Source organism: Enterobacter sp. FW301-JW81 (assembly GCF_058788735.1).
The window spans coordinates 736,784-757,198 of sequence record NZ_JBYTBA010000002.1 but is presented as its reverse complement, the minus strand read 5'-3'; the positions used below and the strand labels follow the sequence as shown (position 1 = coordinate 757,198).

The following is a 20,415-nucleotide window of genomic DNA, read 5'->3' as shown; positions in this document are numbered from 1 at the left end:
GAGTTTTCAATGCTGCGCGTAATCGATACCGAAACTTGCGATCTTCAGGGCGGAATTGTGGAAGTGGCCTCTGTCGATGTGGTTGACGGTAAAATCGTCAACCCAATGAGCCATCTGGTGCGTCCCGATCGCCCCATCAGCCCGCAGGCTATGGCTATCCATCGCATTACCGAATCGATGGTGGCGGATAAGCCGTGGATAGAAGAGATCATTCCCCACTATTACGGTAGCCCGTGGTATGTCGCGCATAACGCCAGCTTTGACCGCCGGGTGTTGCCTGAAATGCCAGGCGAATGGATTTGTACCATGAAGCTGGCGCGCCGCCTCTGGCCGGGGATCAAATACAGTAATATGGCGCTGTACAAGTCCCGCAAGCTCAGCGTTCGTACCCCTGAGGGGCTTCACCATCACCGCGCGCTGTATGACTGCTATATCACCGCCGCGTTGCTCATTGATATTATGAATATCTCTGGCTGGACGCCGGATGATATGGCGACGATTACCGGTCGCCCTGCGCTGCTGACCACGTTCACCTTTGGTAAATACCGGGGCAAAGCGGTGTCGGATATTGCGGATAAAGACCCGGGCTATTTGCGCTGGCTGTATAACAACCTCGACAAAATGAGCCCGGAGCTGCGCTTAACGCTGAAACATTATCTGGGTGAGGCTTAACGCTCCGCACGGCCTGGCAGCGTGTCCTGCGCCAGGCCTATCAAAAAGGCATACTCCAGGGCCACCCCTTCGTACGATTTAAACCGTCCCGATTTCCCGCCGTGTCCGGAGTCCATGTCCGTGCACAGCAGCAGCAGATTGTCATCGGTTTTCAGCTCGCGCAGTTTCGCCACCCATTTTGCCGGCTCCCAGTACTGCACTTGAGAATCATGCAAACCGGTGGTTACCAGCATATGGGGATAGGCTTTCGCCTCTACGTTATCGTACGGGCTGTACTCTTTCATATAGCGGTAGTAAATCTCATCCTGCGGATTCCCCCACTCTTCAAACTCCCCGGTTGTAAGTGGGATGGATTCATCGAGCATGGTCGTAACCACATCAACAAACGGAACCTGTGCGACAACCCCCTTAAAGCGGTCGGGACGCTGGTTGATAACCGCCCCCATCAGCATGCCGCCCGCGCTGCCTCCCATACCAAAGCAGAGCTGCGGATCGCCATAGCCCTGCTCAATCAGCGCATCGCAGACGTCGAGGTAGTCATTAAACGTGTTTTTCTTTTTCAGGAATTTCCCGTCTTCATACCAGTGCTGCCCCAGCTCACCGCCGCCGCGAATATGGGCGATGGCAAACACAAAGCCGCGATCGAGCAGGCTTAACCTGCTGCTGCTGAAATCGGCGTCCATGCTGGAGCCATACGAGCCGTAGCCGTAGACGAGGATCGGATTTTTGCCTTTCTGGAAATGTGCTTTGTGATAGACGAGCGAGACGGGCACTTCCACCCCATCGCGGGCGATAACCCACACGTGCTCGCTTCGGTAGTTTTCGGACTCAAATCCTTTTACCTCGGTCTGTTTAATCACCTGACGCTGCCCGGTTGCCATATCCAGCTCAAACAGGGTATCCGGCGTGGTCATGGACGAGTAGCCGTAGCGCAACCGCGACGATTCGGGCTCCGGGTTGAAGCCAATCCACGTCACATACGCCGGGTCGTCGAACGCAATCCCCACCACTTCCCGGGTTTTGCGGTTGATTTGCCGGATACTGGTCAGCCCCCTCTGGCGCTCTTCCACCACCAGCCAGTCGGTAAACAGGGTGAACCCTTCCAGCATCACCTGATCCCGCGCGGGAATAAGCACCTCCCACTTGCGCTCATCGCGCACCTTGGTTTTATAAAGACCAAAGTTTTTGCCCTCGCGATTCGAGCGCAAATAAAAGCTGTGCTGGAAGTGATCCAGGCTGTACTCGTGATCCTTGCGACGCGGCAGGAAACAGAGCGGCTGGGCATCGGGCAGTTCGGCGTCCAGCAGCAGGACTTCAGACGTCGTCGCGCTGGCAAGGAAGATAATCACATAGTGGCGTGAAGAGGTTTTATGCAGGCTGACATAGAACGTTTCGTCTTTCTCTTCATAGACCAGCTCGTCGTCTGCGGAGTCCGTTCCCACGGTGTGTCGCCATACCTGGTAAGGCAGCAGCGTGGAGGCGTGCTTTTTAACGTAGTAAACCGTCTCTGAATCATTCGCCCAGACAAAATCTGGAGAGACGTTTTCCAGCATTTCCGGATACCAGTTGCCCGTTTCGAGATTGCGAAAACGCAGGCCGTACTGGCGACGGGAGAGGTAATCCTCCGCCAGCGCCATCACCGCGTTATCCGGGGAAATGGACATGCCGCCCAGGGTATAAAACTCGCTGTGGGCGGCGCGCTGGTTGGCATCCAGCAGAATATCCCACTCGTCCCATTCGGCGCTTAACACCGACTGACGCTGGTAGATGGGATACTCATTGCCGGGCTCGTAAATATGGCGGTAGCGATAGCCGTTTTTGGTCCAGGGCGCGGAGATATCGCGCTGGGGAATGCGCTGCACCATTTCATTCAGCAGCTGGTCCTGAAGCGTCTGCTGGCTGGACATGACCTTGCGGCCATAGTCGTTTTCCGCGTGCAGGTAGTCGAGCACCTCTGGCCGGGATCGCGAATCATCCCGCAGCCAGTAATAGTTGTCTATGCGCGTATCGCCATGCGTGACGATCGCATAAGGAGTACGTCGGGCTTTCGGTGGCATAGCATCATTCTTTTAAGTTTTACACCCTATAAGGTTGGCAAAACCCGCGCATGATGCAAGCGAAACATGGCCGGAACGGCGATTGCTATCCCTGCAACGCCTGTTTTTGCTCCTTGATATCCTGCTCAATCCCCTCGCGCACATCCTGCGGTATCTTCAGCGCGTCGCCGAGCGCGTTAAGGTAGCTCCGCTCCATAAAGTGATCGATATCGATGGCGGCGCAGCTGAGGAAATAAAGCTCAAGCGCCTCTTCCTCATTTTTCACACTTTGCGCAAGACGCTGCGGATCGAGCGGCTGTTCAATCGCCTGTGCCACCAGCGCTCTTCCCTTCTCTTCAACACCGGCTTCGCGCAGCTGCTGCTCAATCGCCGATCGCTCCTTGACGTCGATATGCCCGTCGCTTTTCGCGGCAAAGACCAGCGCAAGGATCAGCCGTTCTGTCCGCAGATCCAGCGGCGAGGTGTGCTCGCCGTAATGCGGCTCATCGCCGTGCGCGGTCCGTACCCTGTCCTTGTATTTATTCCACAGTACGGTGCCGGCGATGGCGCCACCGCCGGCCAGCAGCGCGCCTGTGCCGTATTTTGCCAGTAATTTTCGCGAGGATTTATTCGCGACCAGCAGGCCTGCCAGCCCGCCGAGCGCCCCGGGGACCAGCAGTTTACTGAGCCCCTGTTCGCCAGAGGTGGATGTTTTCTGCCCTAACAGGGATTGCAATTGATTTAGCCAGCCAGACATGGTTTCCCTCACTTAACGGTGAACATGCTCCACAGCGTAAGCGAGCAGGCGTCAGGAAATGTCTGGACGGACTAAAGAAGCGCAAATTTCTGCCCGCGCCTTGAGCCCTGCACAAGACAGACGCAAACGTTTTCGTTTATACTGCGCGCAACTTTTTCAGGGGGATTGTTATGATTCGTTTAGGAACCGCGCTGCGACCTGCGGCGACGCGAGTGATGCTGTTAGGGTCGGGCGAGCTGGGTAAAGAGGTCGCCATTGAGTGTCAGCGCTTAGGCGTGGAAGTCATTGCCGTAGACCGTTACGCCGACGCACCCGCCATGCACGTCGCCCATCGTTCTTATGTGATTAACATGCTGGATGGCGATGCCCTTCGCGAGCTGATTACGCGCGAGAAACCGGATTTCGTTGTGCCGGAAATTGAAGCCATCGCCACCGATACGCTGATCGCCCTTGAACAGGAAGGCCAGCGCGTGGTGCCCTGTGCAAAAGCCGCAAAGCTGACCATGAACCGCGAAGGCATCCGTCGCCTGGCGGCGGAAGAGCTGGGATTGCCCACCTCGAGCTATCGCTTTGCTGCCGATAAGGCCGCGTTTCTGCAGGCCGTCGGGGAGATTGGCTACCCGTGCATCATTAAGCCGGTGATGAGCTCCTCCGGTAAAGGGCAGAGCTTCATTCGCGACAGCAGCACGCTGGACAAGGCGTGGGATTATGCCCAGCAGGGTGGCCGCGCCGGAGCTGGACGCGTGATTGTCGAAGGCGTGGTGAAGTTTGATTTCGAGATCACCCTGCTAACCGTCAGCGCCGTTGACGGCGTCCATTTCTGCGATCCGATTGGCCACCGCCAGGAAGATGGCGATTACCGCGAATCCTGGCAACCGCAGCAGATGAGCGCCCTTGCGCTGGAACGTGCGCAGGAGATTGCCCGCAAGACCGTTCTGGCGCTGGGCGGATACGGCCTGTTCGGCGTGGAGCTGTTTGTTTGCGGTGATGACGTGATTTTCAGCGAAGTTTCCCCTCGCCCGCATGACACCGGCATGGTCACGCTCATTTCGCAGGATCTCTCCGAGTTTGCCCTTCACGTGCGGGCCTTCCTCGGCCTGCCTGTGGGCGGCATTCGTCAGTACGGCCCGGCCGCGTCGGCGGTGATCCTGCCGCAGTTAACCAGCCAGAACGTCACGTTTGATAACGTCGACGCAGCGGTGGGCGCAGGTCTGCAGGTGCGTTTGTTCGGCAAGCCGGAAATCGATGGCTCCCGTCGTCTTGGCGTGGCATTAGCCACCGGAGATAACGTGGACGACGCCGTGGCGAGAGCGAAAGCGGCCGCAGCAAACGTTAAGGTAGCAGGATAAAAAAAACGGGCCGTAAGGCCCGTTTCTCATGCGGAGATGACTTACTGCTTCGCGCCTTCAACCGCTTCACGAGCCAGTTTGGTGATACGATCCCAGTCGCCTGCTTCCAGCGCATCCGCCGGAACCAGCCATGAGCCGCCGATGCACAGCACGCTCTTCAGCGCCAGGTAGTCACGGTAGTTAGCAGGAGAGATACCGCCGGTCGGGCAGAAACGCACCTGAGAGAATGGACCCGCAATCGCCTGCAGCGCTTTGGTGCCGCCGTTCGCTTCCGCCGGGAAGAATTTGAATTCTTTCAGACCGTAGTCCATCCCCAGCATCAGTTCAGAAACGGTGCTGATACCCGGGATCAGCGGAATAGTGCCTTCGGTGGCGGCTTTCAGCAGCGGCTCGGTCAGGCCCGGGCTGATGGCAAACTGTGCGCCCGCTTCGGTCACGTCGGCCAGCTGCTGTGCATTAAGAACGGTACCCGCACCGATGATGGCGTCCGGCACTTCTTTGGCGATAGCGCGAATAGCGTCCATCGCGCAGGCGGTACGCAGGGTCACTTCCAGAACGCGAACGCCGCCCGCAACCAGCGCTTTCGCCATCGGTACAGCGTGCTCCAGCTTGTTTACCACGATAACCGGCACGACAGGGCCAGTGGTCAGGATTGCTTCTGCACTTGTTTTCCAGTTTTTCATCAGAGTCTTCTCTCGCCAGATCGTTAAAATCAAGTCGTCTTAAAACGTAATACAGGTTGCGCCCTGCTCCGCACCGGAGAGTTTCTCACGCAGCGCACCAAACATTTCGCGTCCAGTCCCCACGCGCGAGGCGCTCAGGTCAGGAATATGGGGCTGACGTGCCGCCAGCTCTGCGTCATCAACCAGCAGGGTTAACTCGCCCGTCTGGCCATTAACGCGAATCATGTCGCCGTCACGCACTTTCGCCAGCAGGCCGCCGTCGTATGCTTCCGGCGTCACGTGGATGGCTGAAGGCACTTTACCGGATGCGCCAGAGAGGCGCCCATCGGTCACCAGTGCAATTTTGAAACGGCGGTCCAATAATACACCAAGTGGTGGCATAAGTTTATGTAATTCTGGCATCCCGTTGGCTTTTGGCCCCTGATGACGCACCACCACCACGCAGTCTTTGTCGAGAAGACCGGCATCAAAGGCGGGTAATACGTCGTGCTGGCTTTCAAACACCACCGCCGGCGCTTCGATAATCTGGTTCTCTTCCGGTACGGCTGAGGTTTTCATCACCGCACGACCGAGGTTACCGCTCAGGACTTTGGTGCCACCGTGAGGAGAGAAAGGTTTATCGATGGTGGCAATCACCTGCGCATCAAGAGAGGCGCTCGCCCCATCACGCCAGTCCAGCTCGCCGTTGTTCAGCCACGGCTCCTGGGTGTAGCGCTGCAGGCCAAAGCCCGCCACGGTGTTTACATCTTCATGCAGCAGACCCCCCTTCAGCAGCTCACGCATCAGCAGCGGTACGCCGCCTGCGGCCTGGAAGTGGTTAATATCCGCCGGGCCGTTCGGATAGAGGCGTGCCATCAGGGGCACCACGGAAGAGATCTCAGAGAAATCATCCCAGTTAATCAGGATGCCCGCCGCACGCGCCATGGCCACCAGGTGCATGGTGTGGTTAGTTGACCCCCCGGTTGCCAGCAGCGCAACAATCCCGTTGACGATGACCTTTTCGTCGACCATTTTGCCCATCGGCATCCATTCGTTGCCGTTGCCGGTCAGTCGCGTGACCTGACGGGCCGCGGCCTCGGTCAACGCCTTGCGCAGCGGTGCATCCGGCTGGATAAAGGACGAGCCTGGAAGCTGCATCCCCATAAATTCCACGACCATCTGGTTAGTGTTGGCCGTACCGTAGAACGTACAGGTCCCCGGCGCATGGTAGGACGCGGCTTCCGCCTCCAGCAGCGCCTGGCGGTCTGCTTTCCCTTCCGCATACAGCTGACGAATACGGACTTTTTCTTTGTTCGGCAGGCCGCTTGCCATCGGGCCGGACGGCACAAAGATCGCAGGCAGATGGCCAAACGACAGCGCAGCCATCACCAGGCCCGGGACAATCTTGTCACACACGCCGAGATACAGCGCGCCATCAAACATGTTGTGTGACAGCCCCACCGCCGCGGACATGGCAATCACTTCGCGGCTCAGCAGAGACAGCTCCATACCGTCCTGACCCTGCGTCACGCCGTCGCACATAGCGGGTACACCGCCCGCCACCTGGCCCACGGCATTCACGCTGTGCAGCGCTTTACGGATAATATCGGGATAAACCTCATAAGGCTGGTGCGCGGAAAGCATATCGTTGTAGGAGGTAATGATGGCGATATTGTTACGCAACATGCTCTTTAATGAGGCTTTATCATCAGGCTGGCAGGCGGCGAAACCGTGCGCCAGGTTACCGCAGGCCAGCTGCGAGCGATGTACGGTGTTGCTCTTTGCCTGTTCAATCCGGGCGAGGTAGGCCGAACGGGTCTCTTTCGAGCGTTCGATAATGCGCTGTGTTACGCGTAACAATGTCGGATTCATAAAAGCTCCTCTCATTTATCTGTCCGGGCTCGGGAGTTTACAAAGTCGCTGGCAGTTGTTAACAACGCTGAAACGCTTGCTGTCCGGAGCTCAGGGGCAAAATCACTTCCGGCAGTGTAATAAAAAAAGCTCCGCGGGTGAATCCACGCGGAGCTTAAAAGTTGAAAATTGTGCCACTAGCTGTGTTAGATCATGTTACCGGTAAAATAACACTTTCGAGCTAGAGGATTATCTTACTCAAACTCGTTCCAGGAGCGGCCATCGCGGGTGATCATCGCCACCGACGCCACAGGTCCCCAGGTGCCCGCCTGATACGGTTTTGGCGCATCCTGATCGGCCGCCCAGGCTTCGGTAATGGAGTCGACCCATTTCCACGCCTCTTCCACTTCATCGCGACGCACGAACAGCGCCTGAATGCCGCGCATGGTTTCCAGCAGCAGACGCTCGTAAGCATCGGCCAGGTGCGTCTGGTTGAAGGTTTCGGAGTAGCTCAGGTCCAGCTTGGTGGTCTGCAGGTTGTGCTTATGATCCAGGCCCGGCACTTTGTTCAGGATCTGGATATCCACCCCTTCGTCCGGCTGCAGACGAATGGTCAGTTTGTTCTGCGGCAGCTCCTGCCATGACTCTTTGAACAGGTTCAGTTCCGGGTTTTTGAAGTAAACCACCACTTCGGAGCACTTGGCCGGCAGACGTTTACCGGTGCGCAGGTAGAATGGAACACCCGCCCAGCGCCAGTCGTCGATATCCACGCGGATCGCAACAAACGTCTCGGTGTTGCTGGCCTTGTTCGCGCCCTCTTCTTCCAGGTAGCCTGGCACTTTTTTGCCCTGTGCAAACCCGGCGGTGTACTGACCGCGAACGGTCTTCTCACGCACGTTGGAGCGGTCGATGCGGCGCAGCGATTTCAGCACTTTCACTTTTGCATCGCGGATGCTGTCAGCCGTCAGGTCAGACGGTGGGGACATGGCAATCATGCACAGAATTTGCAGCAGGTGGTTCTGGATCATGTCACGCATCTGGCCGGCCTGGTCAAAGTAACCCCAGCGACCTTCAATGCCAACCTCTTCCGCCACGGTGATTTCCACGTGGTCGATGGTGCGGTTGTCCCAGTTATTCACAAACAGGGAGTTGGCAAAGCGCAGCGCCAGCAGGTTCAGTACCGTCTCTTTACCGAGGTAATGGTCAATACGGTAAACCTGGCACTCTTCAAAGAACTCGCCCACCTGGTCGTTGATTTCACGCGAGGTGGCCAGTGAGGTACCCAGCGGTTTTTCCATCACGACGCGAGCCGGTTTGGCGTTCAGTTTGGCTTCACCCAGCCCTTTGCAGATGGCGCCGAAGGTGCTTGGCGGCATGGCGAAATAGTTAATGGTGACACGGTTTTTCTGATCCAGCATCGCGCCTAAGCGGGTAAACGCGCTGACGTCATTCACGTCCAGATTGCAGAAATCGAGGCGTCCACTCAGGGTATCCCACAAACTTTCATCAATTTTTTCTTTCATGAAAGTTTCGAGCGCCTCGCGGACGACTTTGGTATAAGCGTCCTTGTCCCAGTCGGCGCGCCCGACACCCAGGATACGGGTATCCGGGTGAATTTGGCCCGCTTTCTCCAGTTGATACAGGGAAGGCAGCAATTTTCGGCGTGCAAGATCGCCTTTCGCGCCGAAAATGACCAGGTCACATGCCTGGGCTGTTTGCGTTACCGCCATGTCATTCTCCTCAGTTGGATCACCTGGTACTTCTGCCAGGTATCGTTGTAATTTTATTACAATGCACTGTACTGCTTTTACGTCATTCCCGAAACCATTAGCGCTTAACGTCGCGTGCGATACCGCGATTTTTCACCCGTCAGCGGGTTACGGTGGCGTAATGACGCAACAAGCGTCGATTCTTTGCGCAACATGGTCACAGCAAAACCCGACACCGATCAAGTAATGAAAAAAAACAACAACATTATCTTGTCGATTGTTACCCTTTATGGAAGCCGCAAGGGTAATATCGGCTAAATCGAATCACGATTTCATCAATTTATGAAATCGTTTACACCCATGAGCGTCCTGTTAACATGAACATGCTGGAAAAAATCCAGTTTCAACTGGAACACCTTAGCAAATCCGAGCGAAAAGTGGCCGAGGTCATTCTGGCCTCTCCCGCTCAGGCGATCCATTCAAGCATCGCCGCTCTGGCACAGGAAGCGGGTGTTAGCGAACCGACGGTCAATCGCTTTTGCCGCAGCATGGAAACGCGCGGCTTTCCTGATTTTAAACTGCATTTGGCACAAAGTCTGGCTAACGGCACCCCTTATGTTAATCGTAATGTGGATGAAGACGACAGCGTTGATGCCTACACCGCGAAAATATTTGAATCGGCCATGGCCTCCCTTGACCACGTTCGTCAGTCTCTGGATATGAGCTCCGTGAATCGCGCGGTGGATTTGCTCACCCAGGCCAAGCGAATTGCGTTCTTTGGTCTCGGGTCGTCGGCGGCCGTGGCGCATGACGCCATGAACAAATTTTTCCGCTTTAACGTCCCGGTGATTTACTCCGATGACATTGTGCTGCAACGCATGAGCTGTATGAATTGCAGTGAAGATGACGTCGTGGTGCTGATTTCGCATACCGGCCGCACCAAGAGTCAGGTCGAGTTGGCGCAGCTGGCCCGTGAAAACGATGCCATGGTGATCGCCCTTACCACGGCGGGCACGCCGCTGGCGCGTGAAGCGACGCTGGCGATTACTCTCGACGTGCCTGAAGACACCGACATCTATATGCCGATGGTCTCCCGTCTGGCGCAGCTTACGGTGATTGACGTGCTGGCGACCGGTTTTACCTTGCGTCGGGGCGCAAAATTCCGGGATAACTTGAAGCGGGTCAAGGAAGCGCTGAAGGAATCGCGTTTTGATAAAGAATTGCTTATAAAGAGCGATGTTCCCTAATAACTAAGATGTACGACTTACGGCATTCGGTCCCCTCTTTGCTGCCTTGCGGCAGATGAAGGCCGATTCAATGTTCACGCAACACCAAAGTTGTTTCAGTCAACGGAGTATTACATGTCCAGAAGGCTTCGCAGAACCAAGATCGTAACCACCTTAGGCCCGGCCACCGACCGCGATAATAATCTTGAAAAAATTATCGCCGCTGGCGCCAACGTGGTGCGTATGAACTTCTCTCACGGTACGCCAGAAGACCATAAATTACGTGCCGATAAAGTGCGTGAAATCGCAGCAAAACTGGGCCGCCACGTTGCGATCCTTGGCGATTTACAGGGCCCTAAAATTCGTGTTTCGACCTTTAAAGAAGGTAAAGTTTTCCTCAACATCGGCGACAAATTCCTGCTTGATGCCAACCTGGGCAAAGGCGAAGGCGATAAAGAGAAAGTCGGTATCGACTATAAAGGCCTGCCGGCTGACGTGGTGCCAGGCGATATCCTGCTGCTCGACGACGGGCGCGTACAGCTGAAAGTGCTGGAAGTTCAGGGCATGAAAGTGTTCACCGAAGTCACCGTCGGCGGCCCGCTCTCCAACAATAAAGGCATCAACAAGCTGGGCGGCGGCCTCTCTGCAGAGGCGCTTACCGATAAAGACAAAGCGGACATCGTGACTGCGGCGCTGATTGGCGTTGACTACCTGGCCGTCTCCTTCCCGCGCTGCGGCGAAGATCTGAACTATGCGCGTCGTCTGGCACGTGATGCAGGCTGTGATGCCAAAATTGTCGCCAAGGTTGAACGTGCGGAAGCGGTTTGCGATCAGGACGCCATGGACGACGTGATCCTCGCGTCTGACGTGGTGATGGTTGCGCGCGGCGATCTGGGCGTTGAAATCGGCGACCCTGAGCTGGTGGGTATCCAGAAAGCGCTGATTCGTCGCGCCCGTCAGCTGAACCGCGCGGTGATCACCGCCACTCAGATGATGGAATCCATGATCACTAACCCAATGCCGACCCGTGCGGAAGTCATGGACGTGGCTAACGCCGTGCTGGACGGTACCGATGCGGTGATGCTCTCTGCGGAAACCGCGGCGGGCCAGTATCCGGCAGAAACCGTGGCCGCCATGGCGCGCGTCTGCCTGGGCGCGGAAAAGATCCCGAGCATTAACGTCTCTAAACACCGTCTGGATGTGCAGTTCGACAACGTGGAAGAAGCGATTGCGATGTCTGCCATGTACGCCGCTAACCACCTTAAGGGCGTAACGGCGATCATCACCATGACCGAATCCGGCCGCACCGCGCTGATGACCTCCCGTATCAGCTCCGGCCTGCCGATCTTCGCCATGTCTCGCCACGAACGTACGCTGAACCTGACGGCGCTGTACCGCGGCGTGACGCCGGTTCACTTCGACAGCACCAATGACGGCGTGGCTGCGGCGCACGATGCCGTAAACCTGCTGCGCGACAAAGGTTATCTGGTCTCCGGGGATATCGTCATTGTGACCCAGGGCGATGTGATGAGCACCATCGGTTCAACCAACACCACGCGCGTTATGACCGTCGAGTAATAACGTCTCTGTTAAAAAGCCCTCTCCGGATGGAGAGGGCTTTTTTTATTTCGTCGGATAAAGCTCTTTGCGCTTATAAGGCTCAATCTCACCCGGCTGGCGCGTTTTGAGCAGCTTCAGTATCCACGTGTACTGCTCGGCATGCGGTCCCACCAGGATCTCAACCTCTTCGTTCATTCGACGCGCAATAGTGCGATCGGCCGCGGTGAGAAGATCGTCCATCGGTGGGCGAACCTCAATGCTCAGGCGATGGGTGTTGCCATCGTAGACCGGGAAAAGCGGGATGACCCGGGCACGGCATACCTTCATCAAACGGCCAATCGCGGGCAGAGTCGCCTTGTAGGTCCCGAAGAAATCAACAAACTCGCTGTGCTCCGGGCCGTGGTCCTGATCCGGCAAATAGTATCCCCAGTATCCCTGACGCACGGACTGAATAAACGGCTTGATGCCATCATTTCGCGCATGAAGACGGCCGCCAAAACGACGACGCACGGTATTCCAGACGTAATCGAAGATCTTGTTACCCTGGTTATGGAACATTGCCGCCATCTTCTGGCCCTGTGATGCCATCAGCATGGCTGGAATATCCACGCCCCAGCCGTGCGGAACGAGAAAAATGACCTTCTCATCGTTGCGACGCATCTCGTCGATGATTTCCAGCCCTTTCCAGTCAACGCGTTCCATGACTTTTTCCGGCCCTTTCAGCGCCAGTTCCGCCATCATCGCCATTGCCTGAGGCGCAGTGGTATACATAGCATCAATAATGGCCTCCCGCTCGGCGTCGCTCTTTTCCGGGAAGCAGTAATAGAGGTTAATTTGCGCGCGACGACGGGCACTTTTTCCTAAGCGCCCTGCCAGACGGCCTATTTTACCCAGCACAGGATCGCGAACGGAGGGAGGCAACATCGCCATCCCTGCAAAGGCGTAAACGCCAAGCCAGGCGCCCCAGTTGCGCGGATGGCGGAAGGATTTCTCAAACTCAGGAATGTATTCAATATTGTTTTTTTGGGTTTCCATGCTGGATCCAGGGTCTGATGACGCAAAAAAATATTCAGATAGTGTAGCGAGGCAGCCGCCTACGCACAAAAGAAAAAGCCGGCGCATTCTGACGCCGGCTTTTTAACAAAAACAGAGGGCTTAGTTTAAGCTCAGCTGCGGCAGCACCTCTTTCACCTGCGCCAGGTAATCAGTACGATCTTTACCCGTCAGGCCTTCGGTGCGCGGCAGTTTCGCCGTCAGCGGGTTCACTGCCTGTTGGTTGATCCACACTTCATAGTGCAGGTGCGGGCCGGTAGAACGCCCGGTGTTTCCGGAGATCGCGATGCGGTCGCCACGCTTCACTTTCTGGCCCGGTTTAACCAGCAGCTTACGCAGGTGCATGTAACGGGTCGTATACGTACGGCCATGACGCACCGCGACATAATATCCGGCTGCACCGCTACGTTTGGCGACCACCACTTCACCATCCCCTACCGCCAGTACCGGCGTGCCCTGCGGCATGGCAAAGTCGACGCCGCGGTGCGGTGCGACGCGCCCGGTCACCGGGTTCAGACGACGCGGGTTAAAGTTAGAGGAGATACGGAACTGTTTAGCCGTCGGGAAGCGCAGGAAGCCTTTCGCAAGGCCCGTACCGCTGCGGTCATAGAACTTACCGTCTTCGGCACGGATCGCGTAGTAATCTTTGCCCTCGGAGCGCAGACGAACGCCCAGGAGCTGGCTCTGCTCGCGCTTGCCGTCCAGCATTTCGCGGGACATCAGAACGGAAAATTCATCCCCCTTCTTCAGCTTGCGGAAATCCATCTGCCACTGCATGGCTTTGATCACCGAGCTGATTTCAGCGCTGGTCAATCCTGCATCTCGCGCGCTGGAGACAAAGCTCGCGCCCACGGTGCCTTTCAGAACGCTGTTCACCCAGTCGCCCTTCTGCATTTCGCTGGTCATTTTAAAACCGTTTGCAGTGCGATCGTAGGTACGGGTTTCGCGGCGGGACATTTCCCAGGTTAGACGCTGCAGATCGCCATCGGCCGTTAATGTCCAGGAGAGCTGTTGACCGATTTTCAGGTTGCGAAGATCTTTATCCGCAGCCGCCAGCTGGCTGATATTACCCATGTCGATGCCGTACTGGTTCAGCACGCTGCTCAGCGTGTCCCCGGTAGACACAACATATTCGTGGATACCCGCTTCGTTCTCGGTTTTATCGTCCAGTTCATCCTGCGGAATAGCTTCATCTTCCTGAGCCGCCTGGTCGATAGGCTCGCTGGCTTCAGGCAGCAAAGAGCGGATTTCGCTCTTTTCAAGCTCAATGGTTTTGATGATTGGGGCAGAACTCGGGTGGTAAACATAGGGCCGCCAGACGGCGACCGCTAAGGTGAGTACTGTAAGCGACCCCAGCATAACGCGATGGGGTCGAGGCAGATTGTTAAATGCCAGGGCGACAGAGCGGGCTATCTGTTGCACGTATTCACTTCCTCGTTAATCTCCTTTCAGGCAGCTCGCATACTGGTTCGCCAGTTGGCTGAGGAACTGCGAATAGCTCGCTTTGCTCAACTGGATATTCGTACCTAGCGGGTCAAGGGTTCCCATGCGCACGGATGTCCCCCTGGCCACGGCTTCTACGACCGCTGGCCTGAACTGTGGCTCAGCAAAAACACATGTCGCTTTTTGCTCAACCAGCTGTGTTCTGATTTCATGTAAACGCTGCGCACCAGGCTGAATTTCAGGGTTGACGGTGAAGTGACCCAGCGGGGTCAGGCCGTAGTGTTTTTCGTAATAGCCGTAGGCATCATGAAAAACGAAATACCCTTTTCCTTTCAACGGTGCGAGCTCATTACCTACCTGCTTATCGGTTGCGGCTAATTGTGCCTCAAAATCCTTCAGGTTGGCGTCAAGTTTGGCTCGACTTTGCGGCATAAGTTCCACTAATTTGTCATGGATTGCAACCGCCGAAAGGCGCGCTATCTCTGGGGATAACCAAAGGTGCATGTTGTACTCGCCGTGATAGTGATCTCCGTCACCTTTTTCTGCATCTGCAGGGTGATGGTCATGTTCGTCACCGTCGTCGTCGGCTCCTTTCATGAGCAACGGTTTCACGCCTGGGAGCGCGGCAATCGCGACCTGTTTTTCGCCAGCAACCTGTTTTGCTGACTTTTGCATAAACGCTTCCATCTCAGGACCAATCCATACCACTAAGTCCGCGTTTTGTAAGCGCTTTACATCCGAAGGACGCAGAGAATAGTCATGCTCAGATGCCCCGTCGGGAAGCAGAACCTGGGTTTCTGTGACCCCATCTGCAATGGCCGACGCGATGAAACCGAGCGGTTTAAGCGAAGCGACAACAGCAGCGTTAACATCTTGTGCGGTTGTTCCCCAAAGGGCAGCGGATAATGCTGCGAAAAGAAGCGTATTTTTATGTAACATAATGCGACTAATCATCGTAGTGAATGCGTGAAATGTGATATTATAACATTCGTTGACTTCTTCAAGCTTAAAATGACATGACGACATTGGTTTCTCTTGAAAATATTTCGGTCTCATTCGGTCAGCGCCGCGTCCTCTCTGACGTGTCGTTAGATCTGAAGCCCGGTAAAATTCTGACGCTGCTCGGTCCCAATGGCGCAGGTAAATCCACCCTTGTGCGCGTGGTGCTGGGTCTGGTCGCGCCCGACGAAGGTGTGATCAAGCGTGAGGAAAAATTGCGTATCGGCTATGTGCCGCAAAAGCTTCACCTCGACGCCACTCTGCCGCTGACGGTCAGCCGTTTCCTGCGTCTGCGCCCCGGCACGCGGAAAGCCGATATTCTTCCGGCGCTGAAACGCGTGCAGGCGGGCCATCTTATCGATGCGCCACTGCAAAAACTGTCCGGCGGTGAAACGCAGCGCGTTTTACTGGCCCGCGCGCTGCTGAGCAGCCCGCAGCTGCTGGTACTGGATGAGCCAACCCAGGGCGTCGACGTCAACGGCCAGGTCGCGCTTTACGACCTCATCGACCAGCTGCGCCGGGAGCTGAACTGCGCGGTGCTGATGGTGTCTCACGATCTGCATCTGGTGATGGCGAAAACCGACGAAGTGCTGTGTCTCAACCATCATATCTGCTGCTCCGGTACGCCTGAAGTGGTGTCAATGCACCCTGAATTTATCTCCATGTTCGGCCCTCGCGGCGCTGAACAATTAGGCATTTATCGCCATCATCATAATCATCGCCATGATTTACAGGGACGAATTGTCCTGCGCCGGGGAAATGGACACTCATGATTGAACTGTTACTGCCCGGCTGGCTTGCCGGGATTATGCTTGCCTGCGCCGCGGGGCCGCTGGGCTCGTTTGTGGTGTGGCGCAGAATGTCCTATTTCGGTGACACCCTGGCGCATGCGTCTCTGCTGGGCGTTGCCTTTGGTCTGCTGCTGAATGTGAATCCTTTCTACGCGGTAATTGTGGTCACGCTGCTGCTGGCTGCCGGTCTGGTCTGGCTGGAAAAACGCCCTCACCTCGCCATTGATACTTTGCTCGGCATTATGGCGCACAGCGCCCTCTCGCTAGGTCTGGTGGTCGTCAGCCTGATGTCAAATATCCGCGTCGACCTGATGGCCTACCTGTTTGGTGACCTGCTGGCCGTGACGCCGGACGATCTGATCGCCATCGCTATCGGCGTAGTTGTAGTCCTGGGGATTTTGCTCTGGCAGTGGCGTAATTTGCTGGCGATGACCGTTAGCCCGGATCTGGCGTTTGTCGACGGCGTGAAGCTGCAGCGCGTGAAGCTGCTGCTGATGCTGGTGACGGCGTTAACGATCGGTGTAGCGATGAAGTTCGTCGGCGCGCTGATTATCACCTCGCTGCTGATCATTCCCGCCGCCACGGCGCGTCGTTTTGCCCGTACGCCTGAGCAGATGGCCGGCGTTGCCGTGATTGTTGGGATGATTGCGGTAACGGGGGGGTTAACCTTCTCGGCGTTCTATGACACGCCTGCGGGGCCGTCCGTGGTGCTGAGTGCGGCGATGCTGTTTATCTTCAGTATGATGAAGAAGACGGCAAGTTGACATCGAGGGCGCTGATGCCCTCACCCTGCCCCTCTCCCACAGGGAGAGGGAATTACACATTACGGCATTGCCGGTGGCGTAATGCCGAAATGATTCCACGCCCGCACCGTTGCCATGCGTCCGCGCGGGGTGCGCTGCAGGAAACCCTGCTGGATCAGATACGGCTCAAGCACGTCCTCAATGGTTTCGCGCTCTTCACCGATAGCCGCCGCCAGGTTATCCAGCCCGACTGGACCACCAAAGAACTTGTCCAGCACCGCCAGCAGCAGCTTGCGGTCCATATAGTCAAAACCTTCAGCATCGACGTTCAGCATGTCCAGCGCCTGCGCGGCAATCTCGGCCGAAATCGAGCCATCATGCTTTACTTCGGCAAAGTCGCGCACGCGTCGCAGCAGGCGGTTGGCAATACGCGGCGTGCCGCGGGAACGCTTCGCCACTTCAAACGCCCCCTCTTCGCTCATCTCCAGCCCCATGTAGCGGGCGCTGCGCCCCACGATGTGCTGAAGATCCGGCACCTGATAAAACTCCAGACGCTGCACGATGCCGAAACGGTCGCGCAGCGGTGAGGTCAGCGATCCCGCCCGAGTCGTTGCGCCAATCAGGGTAAACGGCGGGAGATCGATTTTGATGGAGCGCGCAGCCGGGCCTTCACCGATCATGATATCCAGCTGGTAGTCTTCCATAGCCGGATAGAGCACTTCCTCCACCACCGGCGACAGACGGTGGATTTCATCGATAAACAGCACGTCATGGGGTTCGAGGTTGGTCAGCATCGCCGCCAGATCCCCCGCCTTCTCCAGCACCGGGCCAGAGGTGGTGCGCAGGTTAACGCCCATCTCATTGGCGACGATATTCGCCAGCGTGGTTTTCCCCAACCCCGGAGGGCCAAAAATCAGCAGGTGATCGAGCGCATCGCCGCGCAGTTTTGCCGCCTGGATGAAAATCTCCATCTGGGAACGTACCTGCGGCTGACCGATATACTCATCAAGCAGTTTCGGGCGGATCGCGCGATCCACCACGTCTTCTGCCTGAAGGGTGCCTGCCGACACCAGGCGATCTGCTTCAATCATCCTTTACCTCACAATGCAGCGCGCAGCGCTTCACGAATCAGGGTTTCACTGCTGGCATCCGGTTTGGCAATTTTGCTCACCATACGGCTGGCCTCCTGAGGTTTATAGCCCAGCGCCACCAGCGCAGCAACCGCTTCCTGCTCGGCATCGTCATCCGTCGCAGGGCCGCCAGGTGACGTGAGCACCAGATCGGCCGCCGGGGTGAAGAGATCGCCATGCAGCCCTTTGAAGCGGTCTTTCATTTCGACAATCAGGCGCTCGGCGGTTTTTTTGCCGATGCCAGGAAGCTTAATCAGCGCCGCAGGATCTTCGCGCTCAACGGCATTCACAAACTGCGGGGCTGACATGCCGGATAAAATCGCCAGCGCCAGCTTCGGCCCCACTCCGTTGGTTTTAATCAGCTCGCGGAACAGGGTACGTTCCTGTTTGTTATTGAAGCCGTACAGCAGCTGAGCATCTTCACGCACCACAAACTGAGTAAAGACAATCGCCTCTTTGCCCGCGTCCGGCAGCTCATAGAAGCAGGTCATCGGCATATGGACTTCATAGCCCACGCCACCCACTTCCAGCAGCACTAACGGGGGTTGTTTTTCAATGATGATGCCTCTGAGTCTGCCTATCACGTGACGCTCCTGCGTTCTGGAAAATGTTGGACTGGCGATATAATAAAAAAAGGCTGGATAAACATCCAGCCTGATTTCTGATTATCGTAACCTGCCTCGCGCCAGATTGAGCCGCGACTCGCTCATTTGCATCGCGTTCTGGCTGACGTGACAGTGGGTGATCGCGATTGCCAGCGCATCCGCGGCGTCCGCCTGCGGGTTCGCCGGGAGCTTGAGCAAGGTTCGCACCATGTGCTGCACCTGGCTTTTCTCCGCGCTACCGATGCCCACCACCGTCTGCTTAACCTGCCTTGCCGCGTATTCGAACACCGGCAAATCCTGGTTCACGGCAGCAACGATGGCAACACCGCGCGCCTGACCCAACTTTAGCGCCGAATCGGCGTTTTTCGCCATAAAGACCTGCTCGATGGCGAAATAGTCAGGCTGAAACTGGGTGATGATCTCCGACACGCCCGCATAAATGAGCTTGAGGCGCGAAGGAAGGTCGTCCACTTTGGTGCGAATACACCCGCTGCCGAGGTAGGTTAGCTGGCGTCCCACCTGACGGATAACGCCATAACCGGTGACGCGCGAGCCGGGGTCAATCCCAAGAATAATCGACATCACGCGTCTCCTGTAACGGATTTACACGCTCTCATTAGAGAGTCGCTGCAACCTCATCAGAGATTTCACCGTTGTGATACACTTCCTGCACGTCGTCGCAGTCTTCGAGCATGTCGATCAGACGCAGCAGTTTTGGTGCCGTTTCCGCATCCATGTCCGCTTTGGTAGACGGGATCATGGAGACTTCAGCGTTGTCCGCTTTCAGGCCAGCCGCTTCCAGCGCATCGCGCACGGCGCCCATCTCTTCCCACGCGGTGTAAACGTCAATAGCACCGTCGTCGAAAGTCACGACGTCTTCCGCACCGGCTTCCAGCGCCGCTTCCATGATGACATCTTCGTCGCCTTTCTCGAAGGAGATAACGCCTTTTTTGCTGAACAGGTACGCAACGGAACCGTCAGTGCCCAGGTTGCCGCCGGTTTTGGTGAACGCATGGCGCACTTCCGCTACGGTACGGTTACGGTTGTCTGACAGACACTCAACCATTACCGCCGTACCGCCAGGACCGTAACCTTCATAAATGATGGTTTCCATGTTCGCGTCTTCATCGCCGCCCACGCCGCGTGCGATAGCACGGTTCAGGGTGTCACGCGTCATGTTGTTAGACAGCGCTTTATCTACCGCCGCGCGCAGACGCGGGTTAGAAGCCGGGTCGCCGCCGCCCAGACGCGCTGCGGTTACCAGCTCGCGAATGATTTTGGTAAAGATCTTACCGCGCTTGGCATCCTGTGCCGCTTTGCGGTGTTTGGTGTTGGCCCACTTACTATGACCTGCCATAAAAAGTTCTCCAAAAATCGCGCCTTTTCAGGCTGCGTTAATTACAAATTCTTCAATCGCCTGCCGGTTGCTCCACGACTTGGTCAGCGCGGCGGCATCCGCCGCATTCACCCAGCGGTAGGTCAGGTGTTCGGTAAACACGATCTCCCGTTCGTGGGGGAGTGCGAGACAGAACCACGATTCCGTATTGCGCTCGGTACCCGGCGCGTAGCGATGACGTAAATGGCTAAAAATTTCAAACTCCACCGTGCGCTGACAGTCCTTCAGGGTCAGTTGCTCGCGGGCAACATCAATGGCGACCTCTTCCTTTACTTCGCGCGCGGCGGCCTGCGACGCGGTTTCCCCCTCTTCCAGACTGCCGGTAACCGACTGCCAGAAATCAGGATCATCGCGCCGCTGCAACATCAGCACCCGCTTCGTGTCTTCTGCATAGATGACCACCAGGACCGAAACGGGAAGCTTATATGCCATA

Annotated in this window: 19 protein-coding genes; 6 read left to right on the top strand and 13 right to left on the bottom strand. The window is 56.5% G+C overall.

Features of this window, described 5'->3' with window-relative positions; genetic code table 11:
* The first annotated feature begins 9 nt into the window (after window positions 1-9).
* Window positions 10-672, top strand: a complete 663-nt coding sequence (exoX, locus tag AC3WOK_RS10515; RefSeq protein WP_047345922.1) for an exodeoxyribonuclease X — start codon at window positions 10-12, stop codon at window positions 670-672.
* Here exoX and ptrB read toward each other — a convergent pair.
* Together ptrB and AC3WOK_RS10505 are read right to left on the bottom strand one after the other, a co-directional pair.
* Entirely contained in the window at window positions 669-2,729 is a 2,061-nt protein-coding gene (gene ptrB / locus AC3WOK_RS10510; protein ID WP_059312750.1) for an oligopeptidase B, read from the bottom strand. The two genes, exoX and ptrB, sit on opposite strands and share 4 nt — an antisense overlap.
* Before the next feature lie 85 nt (window positions 2,730-2,814).
* Entirely contained in the window at window positions 2,815-3,465 is a 651-nt protein-coding gene (locus AC3WOK_RS10505) for a tellurite resistance TerB family protein (protein WP_492354483.1), read from the bottom strand.
* Between the two features lie 170 nt (window positions 3,466-3,635).
* On the opposite strand from AC3WOK_RS10505, the gene purT reads away from it, so the two are divergent.
* Complete coding sequence (gene purT / locus AC3WOK_RS10500) at window positions 3,636-4,814, top strand: formate-dependent phosphoribosylglycinamide formyltransferase (protein WP_492354482.1); 1,179 nt, start codon at window positions 3,636-3,638, stop codon at window positions 4,812-4,814.
* A 41-nt stretch (window positions 4,815-4,855) separates the two neighbouring features.
* Here purT and kdgA read toward each other — a convergent pair whose 3' ends face one another.
* The 3 genes from kdgA to zwf form a co-directional block, all read right to left on the bottom strand.
* Window positions 4,856-5,497 (bottom strand): bifunctional 4-hydroxy-2-oxoglutarate aldolase/2-dehydro-3-deoxy-phosphogluconate aldolase, encoded by a 642-nt coding sequence (gene kdgA / locus AC3WOK_RS10495; RefSeq protein WP_006176036.1) that lies wholly within the window; start codon window positions 5,495-5,497, stop codon window positions 4,856-4,858.
* A gap of 39 nt (window positions 5,498-5,536) precedes the next feature.
* A complete protein-coding gene (gene edd, locus AC3WOK_RS10490) occupies window positions 5,537-7,348 on the bottom strand; it encodes a phosphogluconate dehydratase (RefSeq protein WP_063430697.1) in 1,812 nt (603 codons plus the stop codon).
* Window positions 7,349-7,581: 233 nt separating this feature from the next.
* Window positions 7,582-9,057: a glucose-6-phosphate dehydrogenase gene (zwf, locus tag AC3WOK_RS10485; RefSeq protein WP_047345927.1), complete on the bottom strand. Its 1,476-nt coding sequence runs from the start codon at window positions 9,055-9,057 to the stop codon at window positions 7,582-7,584.
* Between the two features lie 356 nt (window positions 9,058-9,413).
* On the opposite strand from zwf, the gene AC3WOK_RS10480 reads away from it, so the two are divergent.
* Window positions 9,414-10,283: a MurR/RpiR family transcriptional regulator gene (locus tag AC3WOK_RS10480; protein ID WP_063957565.1), complete on the top strand. Its 870-nt coding sequence runs from the start codon at window positions 9,414-9,416 to the stop codon at window positions 10,281-10,283.
* 114 nt (window positions 10,284-10,397) lie between these two features.
* Window positions 10,398-11,840, top strand: coding sequence for a pyruvate kinase (gene pyk / locus AC3WOK_RS10475; RefSeq protein ID WP_008500455.1), 1,443 nt, complete (start codon window positions 10,398-10,400; stop codon window positions 11,838-11,840).
* A 45-nt stretch (window positions 11,841-11,885) separates the two neighbouring features.
* On the opposite strand, the gene lpxM is transcribed toward pyk, so the two are convergent.
* The 3 genes from lpxM to znuA form a co-directional block, all read right to left on the bottom strand.
* On the bottom strand, window positions 11,886-12,857 hold the full coding sequence (gene lpxM, locus AC3WOK_RS10470; protein ID WP_492354481.1) for a lauroyl-Kdo(2)-lipid IV(A) myristoyltransferase: 972 nt from the start codon (window positions 12,855-12,857) through the stop codon (window positions 11,886-11,888).
* A 120-nt stretch (window positions 12,858-12,977) separates the two neighbouring features.
* Window positions 12,978-14,297 carry a murein DD-endopeptidase MepM gene (gene mepM / locus AC3WOK_RS10465; protein WP_047345929.1) on the bottom strand — a complete coding sequence of 440 codons (1,320 nt, stop codon included), beginning with the start codon at window positions 14,295-14,297 and terminating at the stop codon, window positions 12,978-12,980.
* A 15-nt stretch (window positions 14,298-14,312) separates the two neighbouring features.
* Window positions 14,313-15,257, bottom strand: coding sequence for a zinc ABC transporter substrate-binding protein ZnuA (gene znuA, locus AC3WOK_RS10460; RefSeq protein WP_492354519.1), 945 nt, complete (start codon window positions 15,255-15,257; stop codon window positions 14,313-14,315).
* A 77-nt stretch (window positions 15,258-15,334) separates the two neighbouring features.
* Between znuA and znuC the strand changes: the two genes are divergently transcribed.
* Complete coding sequence (znuC, locus tag AC3WOK_RS10455) at window positions 15,335-16,090, top strand: zinc ABC transporter ATP-binding protein ZnuC (protein WP_047345930.1); 756 nt, start codon at window positions 15,335-15,337, stop codon at window positions 16,088-16,090.
* Window positions 16,087-16,872 carry a zinc ABC transporter permease subunit ZnuB gene (znuB, locus tag AC3WOK_RS10450; protein ID WP_492354480.1) on the top strand — a complete coding sequence of 262 codons (786 nt, stop codon included), beginning with the start codon at window positions 16,087-16,089 and terminating at the stop codon, window positions 16,870-16,872. The genes znuC and znuB overlap by 4 nt, the downstream gene beginning before the upstream one ends.
* A gap of 59 nt (window positions 16,873-16,931) precedes the next feature.
* Here znuB and ruvB read toward each other — a convergent pair whose 3' ends face one another.
* The 5 genes from ruvB to nudB form a co-directional block, all read right to left on the bottom strand.
* A complete protein-coding gene (ruvB, locus tag AC3WOK_RS10445) occupies window positions 16,932-17,942 on the bottom strand; it encodes a Holliday junction branch migration DNA helicase RuvB (RefSeq protein ID WP_047345932.1) in 1,011 nt (336 codons plus the stop codon).
* Window positions 17,943-17,950: 8 nt separating this feature from the next.
* Window positions 17,951-18,565 carry a Holliday junction branch migration protein RuvA gene (gene ruvA, locus AC3WOK_RS10440; protein WP_023312236.1) on the bottom strand — a complete coding sequence of 205 codons (615 nt, stop codon included), beginning with the start codon at window positions 18,563-18,565 and terminating at the stop codon, window positions 17,951-17,953.
* 81 nt (window positions 18,566-18,646) lie between these two features.
* Window positions 18,647-19,168 carry a crossover junction endodeoxyribonuclease RuvC gene (gene ruvC / locus AC3WOK_RS10435; protein ID WP_003859749.1) on the bottom strand — a complete coding sequence of 174 codons (522 nt, stop codon included), beginning with the start codon at window positions 19,166-19,168 and terminating at the stop codon, window positions 18,647-18,649.
* A gap of 34 nt (window positions 19,169-19,202) precedes the next feature.
* Window positions 19,203-19,943, bottom strand: coding sequence for a YebC/PmpR family DNA-binding transcriptional regulator (locus AC3WOK_RS10430; protein ID WP_047345933.1), 741 nt, complete (start codon window positions 19,941-19,943; stop codon window positions 19,203-19,205).
* A gap of 27 nt (window positions 19,944-19,970) precedes the next feature.
* The gene (nudB, locus tag AC3WOK_RS10425) at window positions 19,971-20,414 is read right to left on the bottom strand and encodes a dihydroneopterin triphosphate diphosphatase (protein WP_047345934.1); all 444 of its coding nucleotides are present in this window, start codon (window positions 20,412-20,414) and stop codon (window positions 19,971-19,973) included.
* Window position 20,415 lies beyond the last annotated feature (1 nt).

Excerpts from the sequence above, each read along its gene's own strand:
- AC3WOK_RS10430 (WP_047345933.1), bottom strand. The coding sequence starts at position 19,943 with ATGGCAGGTCATAGTAAGTGGGCCAACACCAAACACCGCAAAGCGGCA.
- kdgA (WP_006176036.1), bottom strand. The coding sequence starts at position 5,497 with ATGAAAAACTGGAAAACAAGTGCAGAAGCAATCCTGACCACTGGCCCT.
- znuC (WP_047345930.1), top strand. The coding sequence starts at position 15,335 with ATGACGACATTGGTTTCTCTTGAAAATATTTCGGTCTCATTCGGTCAG.
- ruvB (WP_047345932.1), bottom strand. The coding sequence starts at position 17,942 with ATGATTGAAGCAGATCGCCTGGTGTCGGCAGGCACCCTTCAGGCAGAA.
- AC3WOK_RS10480 (WP_063957565.1), top strand. The coding sequence starts at position 9,414 with ATGAACATGCTGGAAAAAATCCAGTTTCAACTGGAACACCTTAGCAAA.
- pyk (WP_008500455.1), top strand. The coding sequence starts at position 10,398 with ATGTCCAGAAGGCTTCGCAGAACCAAGATCGTAACCACCTTAGGCCCG.
- lpxM (WP_492354481.1), bottom strand. The coding sequence starts at position 12,857 with ATGGAAACCCAAAAAAACAATATTGAATACATTCCTGAGTTTGAGAAA.
- zwf (WP_047345927.1), bottom strand. The coding sequence starts at position 9,057 with ATGGCGGTAACGCAAACAGCCCAGGCATGTGACCTGGTCATTTTCGGC.
- edd (WP_063430697.1), bottom strand. The coding sequence starts at position 7,348 with ATGAATCCGACATTGTTACGCGTAACACAGCGCATTATCGAACGCTCG.
- nudB (WP_047345934.1), bottom strand. The coding sequence starts at position 20,414 with ATGGCATATAAGCTTCCCGTTTCGGTCCTGGTGGTCATCTATGCAGAA.
- ruvC (WP_003859749.1), bottom strand. The coding sequence starts at position 19,168 with ATGTCGATTATTCTTGGGATTGACCCCGGCTCGCGCGTCACCGGTTAT.
- AC3WOK_RS10505 (WP_492354483.1), bottom strand. The coding sequence starts at position 3,465 with ATGTCTGGCTGGCTAAATCAATTGCAATCCCTGTTAGGGCAGAAAACA.
- znuA (WP_492354519.1), bottom strand. The coding sequence starts at position 15,257 with ATGTTACATAAAAATACGCTTCTTTTCGCAGCATTATCCGCTGCCCTT.
- ptrB (WP_059312750.1), bottom strand. The coding sequence starts at position 2,729 with ATGCCACCGAAAGCCCGACGTACTCCTTATGCGATCGTCACGCATGGC.
- znuB (WP_492354480.1), top strand. The coding sequence starts at position 16,087 with ATGATTGAACTGTTACTGCCCGGCTGGCTTGCCGGGATTATGCTTGCC.
- purT (WP_492354482.1), top strand. The coding sequence starts at position 3,636 with ATGATTCGTTTAGGAACCGCGCTGCGACCTGCGGCGACGCGAGTGATG.
- exoX (WP_047345922.1), top strand. The coding sequence starts at position 10 with ATGCTGCGCGTAATCGATACCGAAACTTGCGATCTTCAGGGCGGAATT.